Below are 18,360 nucleotides of genomic sequence, written 5' to 3'. Positions count from 1 at the left end.
GGATTAGCGTGTAACCACCACATCCTGCTCCAGCACCAGCCGCTTCTCCCCCGCATCCAGCCTGACCAACGCCCCCATCGGCAAGGTCAGGTTCGGATCACAATGCCCACTGCGCCAACCGGACAGCACCGGAATGCGCAACGGCTCGAAGGTCTGCTTGAGCAGGCGATTCAACGCTTCGACCTCCACCCCCGCCACATCCCCCACCAGCACGCCGCGCAGCTTGGCCAACGTGCCAGCCAGGCGCAACTGGGTCAGCAGCCGGTCAATGCGATACAGCGGCTCGTTGACGTCCTCAATGAGCAGGATCACACCGTCTGCGTCGATCTGGTAAGGCGTGCCCATGGTCGCGGCAATGATCGAAAGGTTGCCCCCCAGCAAACGCCCATGGGCGATGCCGGGCTGGACAGTGGTCAATGGATAGGCCTCGGGATGACTCAGCACACTGCCGGCCTTCAACTGCCCATGCAACAGGCTGAAAAACGAGGTGACAGTCGGGGGTTGTTTGTCGCCCAAGAGATCGGCATTGAGCAACGGCCCGTGAAAGGTGACGAATCCGGCATAACGGTTGATGGCCAGGTGCAGCGCGGTGATGTCGCTGTAGCCGACGAAAGGCTTGGGGTTGCGCCGCAACAGGTCGTAATCGATGCGATCGAGCAAGCGTGGGGTGCCGTAGCCGCCGCGCAGGCAGATGATGGCACTGACCTCAGGGTCGGCGAAGGCTGCATGTAGATCGTTGAGCCGTACCTCGTCGCTGCCGGCCAGGTAGTTTTGCTTTTCGTAGACGCCTGGGAATATTCGCAGTTCGTGCCCCCTTGAGCGCATCCATTGGATGGCTTTTTCCGTGTCCAGGGGGGCGGGGCCGGCGGGGGCGATCAGGGCGATCAGGCCTTTGGGGGGGAGGGCTGGGACGGGGTGATGAGGGGTTAGGGTGTCCATGGGCTTCCGGTTTGTCGGCTTGCTTAGTGTGTATATCCGTTTTTTTTGTAACGGCCACTTAGGGTTCCGCCCTTACGGCGGGTTACTTTTTTCAAACGCCAAAAAAGTAACCAAAAACGCTGTGCCCCACCACTCGGCACCTCGCCTAGGCGAGGTGTTCCCTCACTCCGGCATTGCGCCGTGGGCCCGCCGCGAAGGGCCCTCCATGGCCCAGCGCGGCTAACCCGGCATCCGTGCCGGGTTGCCCACTGCGCAATGCCTGCGTTCGGCCATCGTGGTTGATGGGGCGTTCAGATCAAAGTCAAAAGCAAAGCAAAGCAAAGCAAAGCAAAGCAAAGCGAGGGCACGCTCAGCATGTGTGTAGCTGATCCACCGCCATCGCGAGCAAGCTTTGCTCCACGGCCCAGACCCACAGCGTTGTAAGGATGCAGAACCGCCCAAAACAGACCAGCCACCAGACTGCTTCGCTTTTGACTTTGATCTTGATCTTGATCTTGCGCCCCATTAACCACGATGGCTGAACGAAGGTATTGCGCAGTGGGCACCTCGGCATGGATGCCGAGGTAGCCGCGCTGGGCCATGGATGGCCCTTCGCGGCGGGCCCGCGGAGCAATGCCTTCGTTCAGGCATGCCGAGCCTAGGCGAGGCACCGAGTGGTGGGGCGAAGCGTTTTTGGTTACTTTTTTGGCGTTTGAAAAAAGTAACCCGCCGTAAGGGCGGAACCCTAGGTAGCCGTTACACAAAAAACGGATATACCCACCATCCCAAAAACCAACGCTAAAAAATCAGGAGCCGAGCAACTCAGCCTTGACCAGTTTCGCCTGCTCATCCGCATGATACGAAGACCGTACCAACGGCCCCGAAGCCACATTCTTGAACCCCATCTTGTACCCCTCCTCGGCAAACCAGGCAAAGGTATCCGGATGCACAAAACGCTGCACCGGCAGGTGACTACGCGAAGGCTGCAGATACTGCCCCAGGGTCAGCATGTCGATGTCATGCTCACGCATGCGCTTCATGACCTCGATGACCTCATCATCGGTCTCCCCCAGGCCCAGCATCAGCCCGGACTTGGTCGGAATGTGCGGCATCATCTGCTTGAAGCGTTGCAACAGGGTCAGCGACCACTGGTAGTCCGAGCCCGGACGCGCAGCCTTGTACAGGCGCGGTACGGTTTCCAGGTTGTGGTTGAACACATCCGGCGGCTCGGCGGCGGTGATTTGCAGGGCGATGTCCATGCGGCCACGGTAGTCGGGCACCAGGGTTTCGAGTTGCACGTTCGGCGACAGCTTGCGGATCTCGCGGATGCAGTCGGCGAAATGTTGGGCGCCACCGTCACGCAGGTCGTCGCGGTCCACCGACGTGATGACCACGTACTTGAGCTTCAGGTCGGCAATGGCCACGGCCAGGTTTTCCGGCTCGCTCGCGTCCAGTGGCTTCGGCCGGCCATGGCCGACGTCGCAGAACGGGCAGCGACGGGTGCAGATGTCACCCATGATCATGAACGTGGCGGTGCCACCGGAGAAGCACTCGCCCAGGTTCGGGCAGGACGCCTCTTCACAGACACTGTGCAGCTTGTGCTTGCGCAGCAGCGCCTTGATACGGTCGACCTCCGGGGAAACCGGGATGCGCACGCGAATCCAGTCGGGTTTCTTCGGCAGTTCGGTGGTGGGGATAATCTTGACCGGGATGCGTGCAACCTTCTCGGCGCCGCGCAGCTTGACGCCGGCCTCGACCTTGGCACGCGGGGCCGGACGCTCGGTAACATCCTGCGTCGGGATTATGGTTTGCACTGCATCAGTAGTCATATCAGTCGATTCCGCCCGTGAGGGTCGTCTGCTCAGCGTAGTCGAGGTGTTTGACGAGCTGCGCGCGCAGCCGGGCACTTACCTCGGCAAATTCAATCGATCCTGCGTGATCGCGCAACTGGGTCATCGCCAGCCCCGCATAGCCACAGGGATTAATCCGTCGAAACGGTTCAAGGTCCATGTCCACGTTCAAGGCCAGGCCATGAAACGAGCAACCGTGGCGAATCCGCAGCCCCAGGGAGGCGATCTTGGCCCCGTCGACGTAGACCCCCGGCGCATCCGGCTTGGCCGCGGCCGTCACACCGTAGCTGGCCAGCAGCTCGATCAGGCAGGTTTCCATGCGGGTGACCAGCTCGCGCACGCCGAACCCCAGCTTGCGCACATCCAGCAACAGGTAGGCGACCAGTTGGCCGGGACCATGGTAGGTCACCTGGCCGCCGCGGTCGACCTTCACCACCGGGATATCCCCCGGCAGCAACAGATGCTCGGCCTTGCCGGCCTGGCCTTGGGTGAACACCGGCGGATGCTCCACCAGCCAGACTTCATCGTCGGCGGTGTTGCCCCGTTCGTTGGTAAAGCGTTGCATCGCGTGCCAGACCGGCTCATAGGCCATCTGGCCCAGTTCGCGAAAACCCAGCGTGCCCGGCATCACAACACCATGTGTACGAAACCGGTCGCCCGCAGTTCGCTGTTGATGTCGTAGAGCTGTTCCTGGCCGGTGGCCAGGATGTGCAACTGGATCGTCGTGTACTTGCCGTTGGTGCTCTGGCGCTCGGCCAGGGTCTTGAGGTCAACGGTCGCATGTTTCTCAAGGATCGCGATGATCTTGTCCTTGAAGCCCACGCCGGTGTCGCCGATCACCTTGATCGGGTAATCCGCGCAGGGGAATTCGATTTTTGGAGCCTTTACTTCTGGGTCTGTCATGGCGTAACGGCCTCGTAAGCCCGGGTAACGAACATGGCCCCGCACCGGATCGGAACGGGGCCATGCAGGTCAACAGCTGGAATCAGTTGAACAAGCCGTAGAAGAATAGACGGATGCTATCCCACATGCGGCGGAAGATACCACCTTCCTCGACCGCGTCCAGCGCGATCAAGTCGGCGCTGTGCACCACCTTGTCGTCCAGTTTGACTTCGACTTTACCGATCACGTCGCCCTTGGCGATAGGGGCGGTCAGTTGCGGGTTCATGGTCATGCTGGCAGCGAGCTTCTTGAGCTGGCCTTTAGGCAGAGTCATGGTCAGGTCCTGGGCCAGACCGGCCTTCACCTGGCTGCTGGTGCCTTTCCAGACCTGGGCCTGGGCCAGCTCGGTGCCCTTCTGGTAGAAGGTCTGGGTTTCGAAGAAGCGGAAACCGTAGGTCAGAAGCTTCTGGGTCTCGGCGGCACGGGCCACTTCGCTGTTGGTGCCGAAGACGACGGCGATCAGGCGCATGCCGTCACGCACGGCCGAAGACACCATGCAATAGCCAGCCTCTTCGGTGTGACCGGTCTTCAGGCCATCGACGGTCTTGTCGCGCCACAGCAGCAGGTTGCGGTTAGGCTGCTTGATGCCGTTCCAGAAGAACTCCTTCTGGGAGTAGATGGCGTAGTGCGCCGGGTCTTCGTGGATGATCGCCCGTGCCAGGATGGCCATGTCGTGAGCCGACGAGTAGTGCTCGGGGTTCGGCAGGCCGGTCGGGTTCATGAAGTGGCTGTTGGTCATGCCCAGGTCGGCCACGGTCTTGTTCATCATGTCGGCGAACGCGTCTTCGCTGCCGGCGATGTGCTCGGCCAGGGCGACGCTGGCGTCGTTGCCGGACTGGATGATGATCCCGTGCAGCAGGTCGCTGACGGTCACTTGCGAGCCCACCTTGATGAACATCCGCGAACCGCCGGTACGCCAGGCGTTCTCGCTGACGGTCACCGGATCGTTTTCACCGATCTGGCCGCGACGGATTTCCAGGGTGGCGATGTAGGCGGTCATCAGCTTGGTCAGGCTGGCCGGTGGCAGGCGCTGGTCACCATTGTTCTCCACCAGCACGTTGCCGCTGCTGGCATCCATGAGCACATAGGACTTGGCGGCCAATTGTGGCGGCGATGGCATCATCTCGACCGCGAACGCGGCAGGTGAAAGCAGCAGCGGGACTAGCAGGCAAAGGCGTTTGGCAAAGGTGGTGATGTTCATCCGTCTCTCGAAATCGCTAATGGAAACTGCCCGGAGGCAATACTTAACAGGCAACCTTCCTGGCTATGCCGATCAATCAAAAACAAGGCCTGCTCCGTATCCCGTGGCGAGGGAGCTTGCTTCCGCTGGAGTGCGAAGCGCTCCCAAAAAGGAAGGGCCGCTCCGCAGCCCAGCGGGAGCAAGCTCCCTCGCCACAGGGGTTGTGCCGGACTTAACTGATTGGCAGTGACCTCTTGGCTGCCGCGTATTGTAGTTGCTCACTCACATCCCTTGCCGGGCTTTTTGTTATGCGTGGAGCCAACAACCTGACCCGCTCGAACCGCAAGCGGGCCATCAATCAATCACTCGGCGGTGACCAGGCTCGGCGAACCGAGATTGGCCAGGCGCACGCTGTTCTGCACCTGCTGGACCTCACCCGGAGAACCGATCGGCCCCAGGCGCACCCGATGCAGGGTCTGCTGGTTGCGCACGATCGAGCTGATGAACACCGGGGCGCTCACCATCGAGCTGAGCTTGGACCGGAGCAGTTCGGCAGCGTCCGGGTTGGCGAACGCGCCCACCTGCAGATACTGGCCAGACGCTGTTGCAGAAGCGTTTTTTTTTGCTTCCAACTGCACCGGCACTACGGCCGCCGCGTGCTGCTGCGGCGGTGGCGTCCATTGTTCGACCGTGCCGGTGGAAGCGGTTACGGTCGGCGCGGCATTTTGCGCCACTTTTGGCTCGTTGAGCATCAAAGGCGCCGGACGGCCACGTTGGGCCCACCATTCCTGCGGGTCGATGCCCTCGACCTTGACCCGCGCGGTGCCGATTTCAGCGTAACCGAGCTTTTTCGCCGCCGCGTACGACAGGTCGATGATACGGTCGGAATAGAACGGCCCACGGTCATTGACCCGCAGGATCACGCTCTTGTTGTTGTCCAGGTTGGTCACCCGCACGTAGCTGGGCAGCGGCAGCGTCTTGTGGGCCGCGCTCATGCCGTACAGGTCATACACCTCGCCATTGGCAGTGTTCTGGCCGTGGAACTTGGTGCCATACCAGGATGCCGTGCCCGAGGCGACGTAGCGCTTGGAGTCGGCCATCGGGAAATAGGTCTTGCCCAGCACGGTGTAGGGGTTGGCCTTGTAGGGTCCGGTGTGCAGGGTCGGGGTGGCGTCGGGGATGCGCGAGACATCGACGTCCCACCATGGCGCACCGTCCTTGTGGGCACGGTTGATGTCCAGCCCCGGCGCCGAGCGCACGGCGGTGGAGTTTTTCTGCGCCGGCGCGCGGCTGGTCGAACAGCTGACGACCAGCAGCGACAGCGCAGCCAACACCACGAGCTTGAGGGGCTTGGCTTTCAGGGGTTGATAGGTAGGCAATGCCCGCATTATTTGACGCCCCGTGCTTTGACCAGCTCTTCAGACAGCTGATATACGGCCATGGCGTACATCACACTGCGGTTATAACGCGTAATCGCGTAGAAATTCTTCAGGCCCATCCAGTACTCGGGGCCCTGCTCGCCTTCCAGGCGCATCGCGGTGACCGGCATGTCGTCACGCAGCGCATCATGACTCGACCAGCCCAACGCCCGCAACTCCCCGACGGTTTTCGTCGGCTCGATGCCTTCGGTCAGGCCTTCGTCCACCTGGTCGCCACGCACGTCGGCGCGACTGACCACCGGCTGGCCGGCTTCCCAGCCGTGACGCTTGAAATAGCTGGCAACACTGCCGATGGCATCGGTGGGGTTGGTCCAGATATTGATGTGGCCGTCGCCGTCGAAGTCCACCGCGTAGGCGCGGAAGCTGCTGGGCATGAATTGCGGCAGGCCCATCGCCCCGGCGTAGGAACCCTTGAGGGTCAACGGGTCGACCTGTTCCTCGCGGGCCAGCAGCAGGAACTCACGCAGCTCCTTGCGGAAGAACTCGGCGCGCGGCGGGTAATCGAAGCCCAGGGTCGACAGCGCGTCGATCACCCGGAAATTGCCGGTATTGCGGCCAAAAAAGGTCTCGACACCAATGATGGAGACGATGATCTGGGCCGGCACGCCGTATTCCTGCTCGGCACGGGCCAGCGCGGCTTCGTGCTGGCGCCAGAAGTCCACGCCCCGGGCGATACGGGCCTCGGTGATGAACATCGGCCGGTATTCGCTCCATTGCTTGACCCGCTCGGCAGGCCGGGAAATGGCATCCAGGATCGACTGCTTGCGTTCGGCCTCGCGGAACACGCCCATCAGCTGTTCCCCGGCGAAACCGTAGTCGCGGGTCATCTCGCCGACGAATTCAGCCACTTGGGGCGAGCCTTCGTACTCGCCCGCCAGGACCTGCGGCGTACCACCGAGAAAGCCCACCAGGCCGATCCACGGCGCATATCGCGTCGACCAGCCACGCATTGCTTGCATTGAACTCTTCACCTTATTCAAACCTGTGCGATCCACTTGCGATGGGTATGGATCGACATCAAAACCCCAAACGCTGACAGTAGTGTCACCAGCGAAGTTCCTCCGTAGCTAATGAAGGGCAACGGCACCCCCACCACCGGCAACAGGCCACTGACCATACCGATGTTGACGAAAACATACACAAAAAACGTCATGGTCAGGCTGCCCGCCAACAACTTGCCAAACAGCGTCTGGGCCTGGGCGGTGATCACCAGCCCTCGGCCGATCAGCAGCAGGTAGATCAGCAACAGCACGCAAATGCCCACCAGGCCGAACTCCTCGCCCATCACCGCGATGATGAAGTCGGTGTGGCTTTCCGGCAAAAAGTCCAGGTGCGACTGGGTGCCCATCAGCCATCCCTTGCCGAATACCCCGCCGGAACCGATGGCGGCCTTGGACTGGATGATGTTCCAGCCGGTGCCCAACGGGTCGCTCTCGGGGTCGAGGAACGTCAGGACGCGTTGCTTCTGGTAGTCGTGCATGACGAAGTACCACATTGCCACCGACACCGGCACCGCCGCGGCGACCACGCTGAGGATCCAGCGCCAGCGCAAGCCCCCCATGAACAGCACGAAGGCGCCGCCGGCCAGGATCAGCAGCGAGGTGCCGAGGTCTGGCTGGCGCACGATCAGGATGAACGGGATCCCGATCAGCAACAGGCTGATGCACACGTGCTTGAGCTGGGGCGGCAAGGTGCGCTTGGACAAGTACCAGGCGATGGTCGCCGGCATGATGATCTTCAGGAATTCCGAGGGCTGGAAGCGAATTACCCCGGGGATGTTGATCCAGCGGGTGGCGCCCATGGCGTTGTGGCCCATCACGTCCACCACCACCAGCAGGCTGACACCGATCACATAGGCCAACGGCACCCAGCGTGCCATGAAACGCGGCTCCAACTGGGCAATGACGATCATCGACACCAGGCCGATGCCGAACGAGGAGGCCTGCTTGGCCAGCAGGTCCCAGCTCTTGCCGCTGGCCGAATACAGCACGAACAGGCTGCCGGCGGCCAGGGTCAGCAGCAGGATCAGCAGAGGGCCATCGATGTGCATGCGCTGCAACAGGGTGGCACGACGGCGCATCACGTCTTCGCTGGAGAGGATGCGGTCGAAATTATTCTTCACGGGCCGTAGCCTCCGCGGTGATGGGGCTTGCGTACTCGGGCTTGAGCTGGCCGTGCTCGTCCAGCAACCAGGCGTCCATCACCTGGCGCACCACGGGCGCGGCGACACCGGAGCCCGACTCACCGTTCTCGACCATCACCGCCACGACGATTTTCGGATTGTCGGCCGGGGCAAAGCCGACGAACAGGGCGTGGTCGCGGTGGCGCTCCTGGACCTTGGAGCGGTCGTACTTCTCACCCTGCTTGATCGCGACCACCTGGGCCGTACCACTCTTGCCGGCGATGCGGTACGGCGAACCGATGGCCGCCTTGCGGGCCGTACCGCGAGCCCCGTGCATCACCTGCTGCATGCCGTTGTTGACCTTCTGCCAGTCCGACGGGTTGTGCAGGATGATGTCCGGCATCGGGTTCGGGTCCACCGGCTTCTGGCCTTCGATGGTCTTGGCCAGGTGCGGGCGATACCACTTGCCCTTGCTCGCCACCAGCGCTGTGGCCTGGGCCAGTTGCAAAGGCGTGGCCTGCATGTAGCCCTGGCCGATCCCCAGGATCAGGGTTTCGCCGGGGAACCAGGCCTGGCGCCGGGTGGCGCGCTTCCACTCCCGGGACGGCATCAGGCCGGGGGATTCTTCGAACATGTCCAGGGAGACCTTCTGGCCGATGCCGAACTTGTTCATGTAGGACGACAGCCGATCGATCCCCAGCTTGTGGGCCAGGTCATAGAAGTAGGTGTCGTTGGACCGCATGATCGCCGTTTCCAGGTCCACGTAACCGTCGCCGGTGCGGTTCCAGTTGCGGTACTTGTGGTCGTAATTGGGCAGCATGTAGTAGCCCGGGTCGTAGACGCGGCTCGACGCCGTCACCACGCCGGAATCCAGCCCGGCAATCGCCACGGCCGGCTTGATGGTCGAGCCCGGCGGATAGAGGCCGCGCAGCACCCGGTTGAACAGCGGCCGGTCGATGGAGTCACGCAGCTCGGCGTAGGCCTTGAAGCTGATGCCGGTCACGAACAGGTTCGGGTCGAAACTCGGCTGGCTGACCATCGCCAGGACCTCGCCGGTATTCGGATCCAGCGCCACCACGGCGCCCCGGCGCCCGCCCAGCGCCGCTTCGGCGGCCTCCTGCAGCTTGATGTCCAGGCTCAGGACGATGTCCTTGCCGGGGATCGGGTCGGTGCGCTTGAGCACCCGCAGTACCCGGCCACGGGCATTGGTCTCGACTTCTTCGTAACCCACCTGGCCGTGCAGCTCGGGCTCGTAGAAGCGTTCGATACCGGTCTTGCCGATGTGGTGGGTGCCGCTGTAGTTGACCGGGTCGAGGGTCTTGAGCTCTTTCTCGTTGATCCGCCCCATGTAGCCGACCGAGTGGGCAAAGTGCGGCCCCTGGGGATAATGCCGCACCAGTTGCGCCACTACCTCGACGCCGGGCAGGCGGAACTGGTTCACGGCGATCAGGGCGATCTGCTCCTCGGTCAGCTCGAACAGGATCGGCACCGGCTCGAACGGCCGGCGCCCCTGGCGCATGCGCTTCTCGAAGATCGCCCGGTCCTCGGGGGTCAGTTGCAGCACTTCGACGATCACGTCGAGCACCTGCTGCCAGTCGCCGGAACGCTCGCGGGTCATGCTCAGGCTGAAGCTGGGCCGGTTGTCCGCCACCACCACGCCATTGCGGTCGAAGATCAGCCCACGGGTCGGCGGAATCGGCTGCACGTGCACCCGGTTGTTTTCCGACAGGGTCGAGTGGTACTCGTACTGGATCACCTGGAGGAAGTACAACCGCGCGATCAGCACCCCGATCAGCGTCACCACCGTGATGGCGCCGAACACGACGCGGCCCCGTACCAGGCGGGCGTCTTTTTCGTGGTCCTTGATGCGGATCGGCTGAGGCATGGGGCAGGATTACTTGTGGTAAGGGTGTCCGGACAGGACTGTCCAGGCACGGTACAACTGTTCGCCGATCAGGATCCGCACCAGCGGATGCGGCAACGTCAACGGCGACAACGACCAGCGTTGGTCGGCCCGGGCACAGACTTCCGGCGCCAGCCCTTCGGGGCCGCCGACCATGAAATTGACCGTGCGCGAATCCAGCCGCCAGCGATCGAGCTCCACCGCCAGTTGCTCGGTGCTCCAGGGCTTGCCATGGACTTCGAGGGTGACGATCCGCTCGTTCGGCCCGACCTTGGCCAGCATGGCTTCGCCTTCCTGGCGGATGAAGCGCGCCACGTCGGCGTTCTTGCCACGGGTATTGAGCGGAATTTCCACCAGTTCCAGCGCCAGTTCGGACGGAAGACGCTTGGCATACTCATGCCAGCCTTCTTCCACCCACTTGGGCATGCGGGAACCGACGGCGATCAGGCGCAGTCGCACAGCGAACCCTTACTGCTGGTCTTTGTTGAGCTTGGTGAAATGCTCATGGGTGTTTTCCGGGCTGTGGTGACGGGCATCCGCCGCACGGCTCTGCTCGGCACCGGCCCACAGGCGCTCCAGGTCATAGAACTGGCGGGCCGAGGCGGTCATCATGTGCACGATGACGTCATCCATGTCCAGCAGGACCCAGTCGCTGTCGCCCTTGCCTTCTTCACCCAGCGGCTTGACGCCCTGGGCCTTGACCGCTTCGCGGACCTTGTCCAGCATCGCGCCGATCTGGCGGTTGGAGGTACCGGTGGCGATGATCATGAAGTCGGTAATGCTCTGCTTGTCACGAACGTCGATCACCTGGATGTCCTGGGCCTTGACGTCTTCCAGGGCGGCAACGGACACCTTGACCAGTTCTTCGCCGGCCAATGCGGCGCCCACGTGGGCCTCTACCGGCAGCGGGGCGCTCTTGAACGTGCCCTTGCGCTTAACTTTGCTTACGTCTTTGTCAGTCATATAAAACTCGTTTTGCTCATGTGTTCGGGCGCTTCGCTACACGCATTCACGTGCCTTGAAGCGCGCCTCTTTCAGTTCGACGCACGGTACAGCCCGTGCGCATCGATGTAGGCCAGGACCGCGTCGGGCACCAGGAAACGTACCGACTTACCGCTGGCCAGCAGTTGACGGATCTGGGTGGCGGATACCGCGAGCGGCGTCTGCCAGACGAATGCAATCTGTCCGCTCGGCCCTTTCAGGGCCAGCGGGTCGCTCACCGAGCGAGCCGCCAGCAGGTTGCGCAAGGCATCCGGCGGCTCGCTGTCGGCATCCGGGCGTTGCAGCACCAGGATGTGGCAATGCTGGAGCAACTCTCCCCAACGGTGCCAAGTGGGCAGGCCGCAAAATGCGTCCCAGCCCAGAAGCAGAAAAACCTGGGCATCGGCGGCCAGTTCGGCGCGCATCAGCTCCAGGGTGTCAATGGAGTAGGACGGTTTGTCCCGCAGCAATTCGCGGGCGTCCACGACCAACGGCGCCACACCGGCCACCGCGCACTCGACCATCGCCAGACGGTCCTGCGCCGAAACCCTCGGCATCTCCCGATGAGGCGGCCTGGCGCTGGGCGTCAGGCGTAGCTCATCGAGGCCCAGGGCATCGGCCACTTCCAGCGCACCGCGCAAATGGCCGATGTGCACCGGGTCGAACGTGCCACCCAGGATGCCGATGCGCTTTGGCGAGGTGGTCGCCGTCACAGCGGTCTTAGTCATAGGGGCCAGTGGGTCAAGGTCGCCCAAGTCAGGCCGGCTCCTGCCCGCGCAACTGGCCGTCGCCCACCACGATGTACTTCTCGCAGGTCAGGCCTTCGAGCCCCACCGGGCCGCGGGCGTGCAGCTTATCAGTAGAAATGCCGATCTCGGCACCCAATCCGTATTCGAAACCGTCGGCGAAGCAGGTCGGGGTGTTGATCATCACCGAGGCCGAGTCCACCTCGGCCACGAAGCGCCGGGTTTCGCCCTGGTGCTCGCTGACGATGGCGTCGGTGTGATGGGAACCGTGGCGATTGATGTGCTCGATGGCCTGGTCCAGCCCGTCGACCACGCGGATCGACAGGATCGGCGCCAGGTATTCGGTGTCCCAGTCTTGTTCGGTGGCGGCCACCGCCTCGATGATCGACCGGGTGCGCTCGCACCCACGCAGCTCGACGCCTTTTTCGCGGAACTGGGCCGCCATCGCCGGCAGGAAGGCCTGGGCCACGGCCTGGTCCACCAGCAGGGTTTCCATCGCGCCGCAGATGCCATAACGGTAGGTCTTGGCATTGAAGGCAATGCGCTGGGCCTTCGGCAACTCGGCGTGGGCACTGACGTAGACGTGGCAGATGCCATCCAGGTGCTTGATCACCGGCACGCGGGCATCACGGCTGATCCGCTCGATCAGGCCCTTGCCACCGCGCGGGACGATGACGTCGACGAACTCCGGCATGCTGATCAGCGCGCCGACGGCGGCGCGGTCGGTGGTTTCCACCACCTGCACGACGGCCGCCGGCAGATCGGCCTCGGCCAGGCCGCGCTGGATGCAGGCGGCGATGGCGCGATTGGAATGGATCGCCTCGGAACCGCCACGCAGGATGGTCGCGTTACCCGACTTCAGGCACAGGCTGGCCGCATCGATGGTCACGTTGGGCCGCGACTCGTAGATGATCCCGACCACACCCAGCGGCACGCGCATCTTGCCCACCTGGATGCCCGACGGCCGGTAGCTCATGTCGCGGATCGCGCCGACCGGGTCCGGCAATGCCGCGACCTGACGCAAGCCGACGATCATGCCGTCGATGCGGGCCGGGGTCAGCGCCAGGCGTTCGAGCATGGCCGGCTCGAGGCCATTGGCCTGGCCGGCGGCCAGGTCGAGCTCGTTGGCGGCGGACAACTCGGCGCGAGCGGCGTCCAGCGCATTGGCGGCGGCTTGCAGGGCGCGGTTCTTCTGCGCGGTGCTGGCACGGCCGATGATGCGCGACGCGTCGCGAGCGGCGCGACCCAGGCGGGTCATGTAGTCAAGAACGGACTCAGTCATGGTCTGTGTGGTCTTGGCGGTGAGGAAAGCGGCAGATTATAGCTGTCGTAACCCTCGACTAACAGCATGGACTCACAGCGGTGACCGGCGGAGGATCAAAAAGGCGCCGACAGCCCGGTTCACGTGCGTGTTCAGTGGTGATTAAGCTTCGCATTGCTATCATCGCCCTTCCTTTGGCCTCACTGCGTCTATCGCCATGACCGATCCAACCCCTTCGCCCCAGCCCAAGGCCCTGCCCCACGGCTTTTTCGATCGCGACGCCCAAATGCTTGCCCAGGACCTGTTGGGCAAGGTCATCCGCCACAAGGTCGGGGACCTGTGGCTCAGCGCGCGGATCATCGAGACCGAAGCGTATTACTTCGCCGAAAAAGGCAGCCACGCCTCACTCGGCTACACGGAAAAACGTAAGGCTTTGTTTCTGGATGGCGGCCACATCTATATGTACTACGCCCGGGGAGGCGATTCGTTGAACTTCAGCGCCCAGGGCCCAGGCAATGCCGTGCTGATCAAGTCGGCCTATCCGTGGGTCGATGCCGTCTCCGGCCCGGCGAGCCTGGCGCAAATGCTGCTGAACAACCCCGACGCCCAGGGCCAGCCGCGCACGCCGCAGAAGCTCTGCGCCGGCCAGACTTTGCTGTGCAAGGCCTTGGGGCTCAAAGTGCCGGAATGGGACGCCAAACGCTTCGACCCCGAGCGCCTGCTGGTGGAAGATGTCGACGTGCCGACGGTCAATGTCATCCAGACCACCCGCCTGGGGATCCCGCAAGGGCGCGACGAGCACCTGCCCTACCGTTTCGTCGACGCGGCCTACGCCCCCTGGTGCACCCGGAACCCGCTGCGACGCGGACAGGTCGAAGGTCGCGATTATTTTTTGCTTTCATAAACACACCGCACAACCCTGTGGGAGCGAGCTTGCTCGCGATAGCGTCGAGTCAACTGAATGGATGTTGACTGACACACCGTAATCGCGAGCAAGCTCGCTCCCACAGTTGATCTTCAGTGACCGCAGGTTTTGTGTTCACAACAGAATCCCACAGGGGGTTCGGTGCATGCCGATCAATATTCAATGGAGTTGTTCTTATGAGCCAATGGCTCGATAGCATCACCGGCTGGCTGAGTGTCAATCCGCAATGGCTGGCGGTGGCGGTGTTCATCGTCGCCTGCGTGGAATGCCTGGCGATTGCCGGGTTGATCGTGCCGGGCACGGTGTTGTTGTTCGCGATCGCGGTGCTGGCCGGCAGCGGCGCGCTGTCGCTGGGCGAAACCTTGCTGCTGGGGTTGCTCGGCGGCTTGCTGGGGGACCTGGTGTCGTATTTCCTCGGCCGCCACTTCCACCAGAACATCCGGCGTCTGCCGGGGCTGCGGCATCACCCGGAATGGATGAACGCGGCCGAGAGCTACTTCCAGCGCTACGGCATCGCCAGCCTGCTGGTGGGGCGCTTCATCGGCCCACTCAGGCCTATGCTGCCGATGGTGGCCGGGATGTGCGACATGCCGTTCCCGCGCTTCGCCGCCGTCAGCCTGCTGGCCGCCTCCGGCTGGACCGTGGCGTACCTGCTGCCCGGCTGGGCCACCGGCGCGGCGTTCCGCCTGCCACTGCCCGAAGGTTTCTGGCCACAGGCCGGGGTGGTGGTCGGCAGCATCGCGGTGATGATCGGCCTGAGCGTCAACAGCAGCATGCGCCGTCACCGGCATGCCACCGCGCTGATTGCCGGCCTGGGCCTGGTGATCCTGATCGGCCTGTTCATCGGTTTTCGCTACCTCACAGCCTTCGACCAGGGGTTGATGACGCTGGTCCAGGAGCACCGCAGCCCGACGCTGGACGAAATCGCCGTGACCTTCACGCTGATCGGCGAATTCCACTTCATGCTGATCTTCAGCTCCCTGCTGACCGGCCTGCTGTTATTGGCGCGCCAATGGCGGCAGGCAATCTTCGCCGGCGGCACGATGCTGCTCACCTCCCTGGCCAATACCGGCAGCAAGCACTTCTTCGCCCGTGTGCGCCCAGAGATTCTCACCGACCCACTGACCAGCTACAGCATGCCCAGCGGCCATGCCTCCGGTGCGTTCGCGCTGTTCCTGGCGCTGGCCGTCCTGGCCGGTCGCGGCCAACCGCCCCGCCTGCGCCTGACCTGGCTGCTGCTGGGCTGCCTGCCGGCGCTGGCGATTGCCTTGTCGCGGGTGTATCTCGGTGCTCATTGGCCGAGCGACATCATCGCCGGCGCCATGCTCGCCGCCTGTGTCTGCGCCGCCGTCCTGTGGCTGAGCCAACGCCAGGCGCCGCTACCGGCCATGCCGCCGAAAATCTGGTGGCTGATCCTACCGGCGATGGTGGCCGCGTTCAGCTTCTTCAGCTTCCGGCACCTGCCCCATGGCCTGCTGCGGTATGCCTATTGAGCGGCAGACCAATGAACACTTGAGATCCCTGTGGGAGCGGGCTTGCTCGCTCCCACAGGGGATCAGTGTTATTCAGTGAAATATGAGTGGGGTCAGGCGAAGAGTTCGCCCTGCAACTCATCGAGCAAGGCCTGGATCGCATCCAGGCGCTGCTGTGGGTCATCGAGTTGCAGCAGGTCGATCTTGTCCAGTTCGTTGAACGGCAACAGATAGGCCAGCTGGTTGGCCAGCGATTGCTGGCCGGTCGCTTCGGTGCCCATGTTCAAGGCTTCGACCATCGGGTGCTCGGCCAGGGCCTTGAGCAACGCCACCAGGTCGGCGTCCTCGTCCTGCAGCGGTTGCTCCGGCTCGTCCTCCAGCCACTCGACATCGGCGACCGTCAACTGATCCGGCTGGACGCTGCTGCCATGCACGATAAAACGCCGCCCGCCCTTCACGCGGATGCCCAACAGGCCGTTGTCCTGCTGGGAAAAGTCGGTGATCAGCGCCTCGCAGCCCACCCGCGCATAACCTTCCGGGGCAATGCCCACTTCCTCGCCATCGAGGATGCACACCACCCCGAACCCTTCGCCTTTTTTCATGCAGCGGCCGATCATGTCGAGGTAGCGCGCCTCGAAAATCTGCAAATCGAGGATGCAACCGGGGAACAACACGGTGTTCAACGGGAAAAGCGGCAAGCTCATAACCAGTTCCTTAGACTGTCATCGACACCACCAACGGCAGCAACACCGCCGTGGCTACGCCCATCAGACTCATCGCCAGCGCCGCAAAAGCACCGGACTCTTCGCTTTCCTGCAAGGCCACGGACGTGCCCACCGCATGGGCCGCCAACCCCAACGCCATACCGCGGGCCTCCGGGCTGTGCACCTTCAATCCGTTGAGGATACTCGGGCCCAGAATTGCCCCAAGCACGCCCGTGATCAAGACGAACACCGCCGCCATGGCCGCCACGCCGCCAATCTGCTCGGCCACCAGCATGGCGATCGGCGAGGTCACGGACTTGGGCGCCATGGTCATCAGAATCATGTGCTCGGCGCCGAACACCCAGCCCAGCAGCACCGCAGAGCCGGTGGCGACCACCCCGGCTATCACCAGCGTAGTAAAAATCGGCCAGAACAATTGGCGGATCCGCCGCAGGTTCAAATACAACGGCACCGCCAGGGCGACCGTGGCCGGCCCCAGCAGGATACTGAGGATTTCAGTGCTCTTGCGGTATTCGGCGTAACCAATGCCGCAACCGACCAGCACGCCGATCAGCAACACCATCGACATCAGCACCGGCTGCAGGAATACCCAGCGGGTCTTTTCGAACGCCGCCAATACCAGTTGATAGGCGCCCAGGGTGATGCCGATGCCGAACAGCGGATGATGGATCACCGAGGTCCAGGCGCCTTGCCAGTCGAGGATCATTCGCTGTCCTCCGCCGCGGCGACGTGACGCCGTGCCAGGCGCTGCATCAACACCCCGGTCAGGGCCACGGACAGGATCAACGACAAGGTCAATGCGCCGACGATGGCCCAGAAATCGGCCGCGATTGCCCGCGCATAGACCATCACCCCCACCGCCGGCGGGACCAGCAACAACGGCAAGTAGCGCAACAGGCTGCCGGCGGCCAGGCTCAGCGGCTCACTGACTTCGCCGCGCATGATCAGGTAACCCAGCAACAGCAGCAGCCCCACGATGGGCCCGGGCAACACCGGCAGGAACAAATGATTGATCGCAGTGCCCAGCAATTGGAACAGCACCAGCCAGGTCAGGCCCCGTAGCAACATCCGCTCTCTCCCCTGCAACAGATCCAATGAACGCGCCAACTCTGTTCACGGCGTGACGGTGTGGCGAGGGAGCTTGCTCCCGCTGGGCTGCGCAGCGGCCCCATTGTATGAGCGCTGCGCACTCAAGCGGGAGCAAGCTCCCTCGCCACGGAATCGAACGCGCACGTCAAGTGAACGGAATCGCAAAGAATGCGCCCGCATTATAAGCATGCCCGCGCTATGGGTCGGCATTCGTAAAAAGCATGGTCGGTGACCTTACGTGCGCGCCATGTTGATCTACAGTGGTTCTCCGGGGGCGCAAGTCCCCGCTCCAGAAAAAGACAACGCCGATGAACCCAAGGAGAGTCTCAATGCCCTACGTCCCCGTTGCAGCGCTCAAAGATTATGTCGGCAAGGAACTTGGACGTTCCGATTGGCTTACCATCGACCAGGACCGCATCAACCTGTTCGCCGAAGCCACTGGCGACTTTCAGTTCATCCACGTCGACCCGGTCAAGGCCGCGCAAACCCCGTTCGGCAGCACCATCGCCCACGGTTTCCTGTCGTTGTCGCTGATGCCCAAGCTGATGGAAGACATCCTGATCCTGCCCGAGGGCGTGAAGATGGTCGTCAACTATGGGCTCGACAGCGTGCGTTTCATCCAGCCGGTGAAAGTCGATTCCAAGGTCCGGCTCAAGGTCGAACTGGTGGACGTCACCGAGAAAAAGCCTGGCCAATGGCTGCTCAAGGCCACCGCCACGCTGGAAATCGAAGGTTCGGAAAAACCCGCCTACATCGCCGAGCCCCTGTCGCTCTGCTTCGTGTAGACCTTCGCGGTTGCGAAACCGC

General features: G+C 63.0%; 20 protein-coding genes. 3 read left to right on the top strand and 17 right to left on the bottom strand.

What is annotated here, in order from left to right:
• Positions 1–3 precede the first annotated feature (3 nt).
• The 14 genes from AD664_RS02585 to AD664_RS02525 all read right to left on the bottom strand — a co-directional run bounded on the left by AD664_RS02585 (position 4) and on the right by AD664_RS02525 (position 13,363).
• Entirely contained in the window at positions 4–939 is a 936-nt protein-coding gene (locus AD664_RS02585) for an LD-carboxypeptidase (protein ID WP_053144173.1), read from the bottom strand.
• A 290-nt stretch (positions 940–1,229) separates the two neighbouring features.
• Positions 1,230–1,520, bottom strand: a complete 291-nt coding sequence (locus AD664_RS26775; RefSeq protein ID WP_083454120.1) for a hypothetical protein — start codon at positions 1,518–1,520, stop codon at positions 1,230–1,232.
• A 204-nt stretch (positions 1,521–1,724) separates the two neighbouring features.
• Positions 1,725–2,747, bottom strand: a complete 1,023-nt coding sequence (gene lipA, locus AD664_RS02580) for a lipoyl synthase (RefSeq protein ID WP_053144171.1) — start codon at positions 2,745–2,747, stop codon at positions 1,725–1,727.
• A 1-nt stretch (position 2,748) separates the two neighbouring features.
• Entirely contained in the window at positions 2,749–3,396 is a 648-nt protein-coding gene (lipB, locus tag AD664_RS02575; protein WP_053144169.1) for a lipoyl(octanoyl) transferase LipB, read from the bottom strand.
• Entirely contained in the window at positions 3,396–3,671 is a 276-nt protein-coding gene (locus AD664_RS02570; RefSeq protein ID WP_042730295.1) for a DUF493 domain-containing protein, read from the bottom strand. The genes lipB and AD664_RS02570 overlap by 1 nt, the downstream gene beginning before the upstream one ends.
• An 82-nt stretch (positions 3,672–3,753) precedes the next feature.
• The gene (locus AD664_RS02565) at positions 3,754–4,911 is read right to left on the bottom strand and encodes a D-alanyl-D-alanine carboxypeptidase family protein (protein ID WP_053144168.1); all 1,158 of its coding nucleotides are present in this window, start codon (positions 4,909–4,911) and stop codon (positions 3,754–3,756) included.
• 341 nt (positions 4,912–5,252) lie between these two features.
• Positions 5,253–6,278 carry a septal ring lytic transglycosylase RlpA family protein gene (locus AD664_RS02560; protein WP_053144164.1) on the bottom strand — a complete coding sequence of 342 codons (1,026 nt, stop codon included), beginning with the start codon at positions 6,276–6,278 and terminating at the stop codon, positions 5,253–5,255.
• On the bottom strand, positions 6,278–7,288 hold the full coding sequence (gene mltB, locus AD664_RS02555; protein ID WP_053144162.1) for a lytic murein transglycosylase B: 1,011 nt from the start codon (positions 7,286–7,288) through the stop codon (positions 6,278–6,280). The genes AD664_RS02560 and mltB overlap by 1 nt, the downstream gene beginning before the upstream one ends.
• Before the next feature lie 17 nt (positions 7,289–7,305).
• Positions 7,306–8,409 (bottom strand): rod shape-determining protein RodA, encoded by a 1,104-nt coding sequence (gene rodA, locus AD664_RS02550; protein ID WP_053144711.1) that lies wholly within the window; start codon positions 8,407–8,409, stop codon positions 7,306–7,308.
• Between the two features lie 31 nt (positions 8,410–8,440).
• Entirely contained in the window at positions 8,441–10,336 is a 1,896-nt protein-coding gene (mrdA, locus tag AD664_RS02545; RefSeq protein WP_042730299.1) for a penicillin-binding protein 2, read from the bottom strand.
• A gap of 9 nt (positions 10,337–10,345) precedes the next feature.
• Positions 10,346–10,813, bottom strand: a complete 468-nt coding sequence (rlmH, locus tag AD664_RS02540) for a 23S rRNA (pseudouridine(1915)-N(3))-methyltransferase RlmH (protein WP_003185785.1) — start codon at positions 10,811–10,813, stop codon at positions 10,346–10,348.
• A gap of 9 nt (positions 10,814–10,822) precedes the next feature.
• Positions 10,823–11,317: a ribosome silencing factor gene (gene rsfS, locus AD664_RS02535; RefSeq protein ID WP_042730300.1), complete on the bottom strand. Its 495-nt coding sequence runs from the start codon at positions 11,315–11,317 to the stop codon at positions 10,823–10,825.
• A gap of 71 nt (positions 11,318–11,388) precedes the next feature.
• Complete coding sequence (gene nadD, locus AD664_RS02530; protein ID WP_053144708.1) at positions 11,389–12,063, bottom strand: nicotinate-nucleotide adenylyltransferase; 675 nt, start codon at positions 12,061–12,063, stop codon at positions 11,389–11,391.
• Between the two features lie 28 nt (positions 12,064–12,091).
• Positions 12,092–13,363: a glutamate-5-semialdehyde dehydrogenase gene (locus AD664_RS02525; protein WP_053144160.1), complete on the bottom strand. Its 1,272-nt coding sequence runs from the start codon at positions 13,361–13,363 to the stop codon at positions 12,092–12,094.
• 196 nt (positions 13,364–13,559) lie between these two features.
• Here AD664_RS02525 and AD664_RS02520 point away from each other — a divergent pair, with 196 nt between their 5' ends.
• Together AD664_RS02520 and AD664_RS02515 are read left to right on the top strand one after the other, a co-directional pair.
• Entirely contained in the window at positions 13,560–14,246 is a 687-nt protein-coding gene (locus AD664_RS02520) for a DNA-3-methyladenine glycosylase (protein ID WP_053144158.1), read from the top strand.
• A 197-nt stretch (positions 14,247–14,443) separates the two neighbouring features.
• Positions 14,444–15,760, top strand: coding sequence for a bifunctional DedA family/phosphatase PAP2 family protein (locus AD664_RS02515; protein WP_042730303.1), 1,317 nt, complete (start codon positions 14,444–14,446; stop codon positions 15,758–15,760).
• A gap of 92 nt (positions 15,761–15,852) precedes the next feature.
• Here AD664_RS02515 and AD664_RS02510 read toward each other — a convergent pair whose 3' ends face one another.
• The 3 genes from AD664_RS02510 to AD664_RS02500 are packed head-to-tail and all read right to left on the bottom strand — an operon-like array spanning position 15,853 to position 17,532.
• Complete coding sequence (locus tag AD664_RS02510) at positions 15,853–16,443, bottom strand: LON peptidase substrate-binding domain-containing protein (protein WP_047736344.1); 591 nt, start codon at positions 16,441–16,443, stop codon at positions 15,853–15,855.
• 10 nt (positions 16,444–16,453) lie between these two features.
• Positions 16,454–17,170, bottom strand: a complete 717-nt coding sequence (locus AD664_RS02505) for an LrgB family protein (protein WP_042730305.1) — start codon at positions 17,168–17,170, stop codon at positions 16,454–16,456.
• On the bottom strand, positions 17,167–17,532 hold the full coding sequence (locus tag AD664_RS02500; RefSeq protein WP_053144156.1) for a CidA/LrgA family protein: 366 nt from the start codon (positions 17,530–17,532) through the stop codon (positions 17,167–17,169). Before AD664_RS02500 ends, AD664_RS02505 begins: the two co-directional genes overlap by 4 nt.
• A gap of 350 nt (positions 17,533–17,882) precedes the next feature.
• Between AD664_RS02500 and AD664_RS02495 the strand changes: the two genes are divergently transcribed.
• Positions 17,883–18,338: a MaoC family dehydratase gene (locus tag AD664_RS02495; protein ID WP_047736345.1), complete on the top strand. Its 456-nt coding sequence runs from the start codon at positions 17,883–17,885 to the stop codon at positions 18,336–18,338.
• The last annotated feature ends 22 nt before the right edge of the window (positions 18,339–18,360 follow it).

It is taken from the genome of Pseudomonas sp. P97.38 (genome assembly GCF_001269745.1).
Taxonomy (GTDB): Bacteria; Pseudomonadota; Gammaproteobacteria; order Pseudomonadales; family Pseudomonadaceae; genus Aquipseudomonas; species Aquipseudomonas chlororaphis_E.
The sequence above is the reverse complement of the archived record's forward strand: the minus strand, read 5'-3'. Positions and strand labels throughout refer to the sequence as shown.

What these genes read in the sequence shown, in the direction of transcription:
- AD664_RS02585 (WP_053144173.1), bottom strand. Translation starts at nt 939, where the DNA reads ATGGACACCCTAACCCCTCATCACCCCGTCCCAGCCCTCCCCCCCAAA.
- AD664_RS26775 (WP_083454120.1), bottom strand. Translation starts at nt 1,520, where the DNA reads ATGGCCCAGCGCGGCTACCTCGGCATCCATGCCGAGGTGCCCACTGCG.
- lipA (WP_053144171.1), bottom strand. Translation starts at nt 2,747, where the DNA reads ATGACTACTGATGCAGTGCAAACCATAATCCCGACGCAGGATGTTACC.
- lipB (WP_053144169.1), bottom strand. Translation starts at nt 3,396, where the DNA reads ATGCCGGGCACGCTGGGTTTTCGCGAACTGGGCCAGATGGCCTATGAG.
- AD664_RS02570 (WP_042730295.1), bottom strand. Translation starts at nt 3,671, where the DNA reads ATGACAGACCCAGAAGTAAAGGCTCCAAAAATCGAATTCCCCTGCGCG.
- AD664_RS02565 (WP_053144168.1), bottom strand. Translation starts at nt 4,911, where the DNA reads ATGAACATCACCACCTTTGCCAAACGCCTTTGCCTGCTAGTCCCGCTG.
- AD664_RS02560 (WP_053144164.1), bottom strand. Translation starts at nt 6,278, where the DNA reads ATGCGGGCATTGCCTACCTATCAACCCCTGAAAGCCAAGCCCCTCAAG.
- mltB (WP_053144162.1), bottom strand. Translation starts at nt 7,288, where the DNA reads ATGCAAGCAATGCGTGGCTGGTCGACGCGATATGCGCCGTGGATCGGC.
- rodA (WP_053144711.1), bottom strand. Translation starts at nt 8,409, where the DNA reads ATGCGCCGTCGTGCCACCCTGTTGCAGCGCATGCACATCGATGGCCCT.
- mrdA (WP_042730299.1), bottom strand. Translation starts at nt 10,336, where the DNA reads ATGCCTCAGCCGATCCGCATCAAGGACCACGAAAAAGACGCCCGCCTG.
- rsfS (WP_042730300.1), bottom strand. Translation starts at nt 11,317, where the DNA reads ATGACTGACAAAGACGTAAGCAAAGTTAAGCGCAAGGGCACGTTCAAG.
- nadD (WP_053144708.1), bottom strand. Translation starts at nt 12,063, where the DNA reads ATGACTAAGACCGCTGTGACGGCGACCACCTCGCCAAAGCGCATCGGC.
- AD664_RS02525 (WP_053144160.1), bottom strand. Translation starts at nt 13,363, where the DNA reads ATGACTGAGTCCGTTCTTGACTACATGACCCGCCTGGGTCGCGCCGCT.
- AD664_RS02520 (WP_053144158.1), top strand. Translation starts at nt 13,560, where the DNA reads ATGACCGATCCAACCCCTTCGCCCCAGCCCAAGGCCCTGCCCCACGGC.
- AD664_RS02515 (WP_042730303.1), top strand. Translation starts at nt 14,444, where the DNA reads ATGAGCCAATGGCTCGATAGCATCACCGGCTGGCTGAGTGTCAATCCG.
- AD664_RS02510 (WP_047736344.1), bottom strand. Translation starts at nt 16,443, where the DNA reads ATGAGCTTGCCGCTTTTCCCGTTGAACACCGTGTTGTTCCCCGGTTGC.
- AD664_RS02505 (WP_042730305.1), bottom strand. Translation starts at nt 17,170, where the DNA reads ATGATCCTCGACTGGCAAGGCGCCTGGACCTCGGTGATCCATCATCCG.
- AD664_RS02500 (WP_053144156.1), bottom strand. Translation starts at nt 17,532, where the DNA reads ATGTTGCTACGGGGCCTGACCTGGCTGGTGCTGTTCCAATTGCTGGGC.
- AD664_RS02495 (WP_047736345.1), top strand. Translation starts at nt 17,883, where the DNA reads ATGCCCTACGTCCCCGTTGCAGCGCTCAAAGATTATGTCGGCAAGGAA.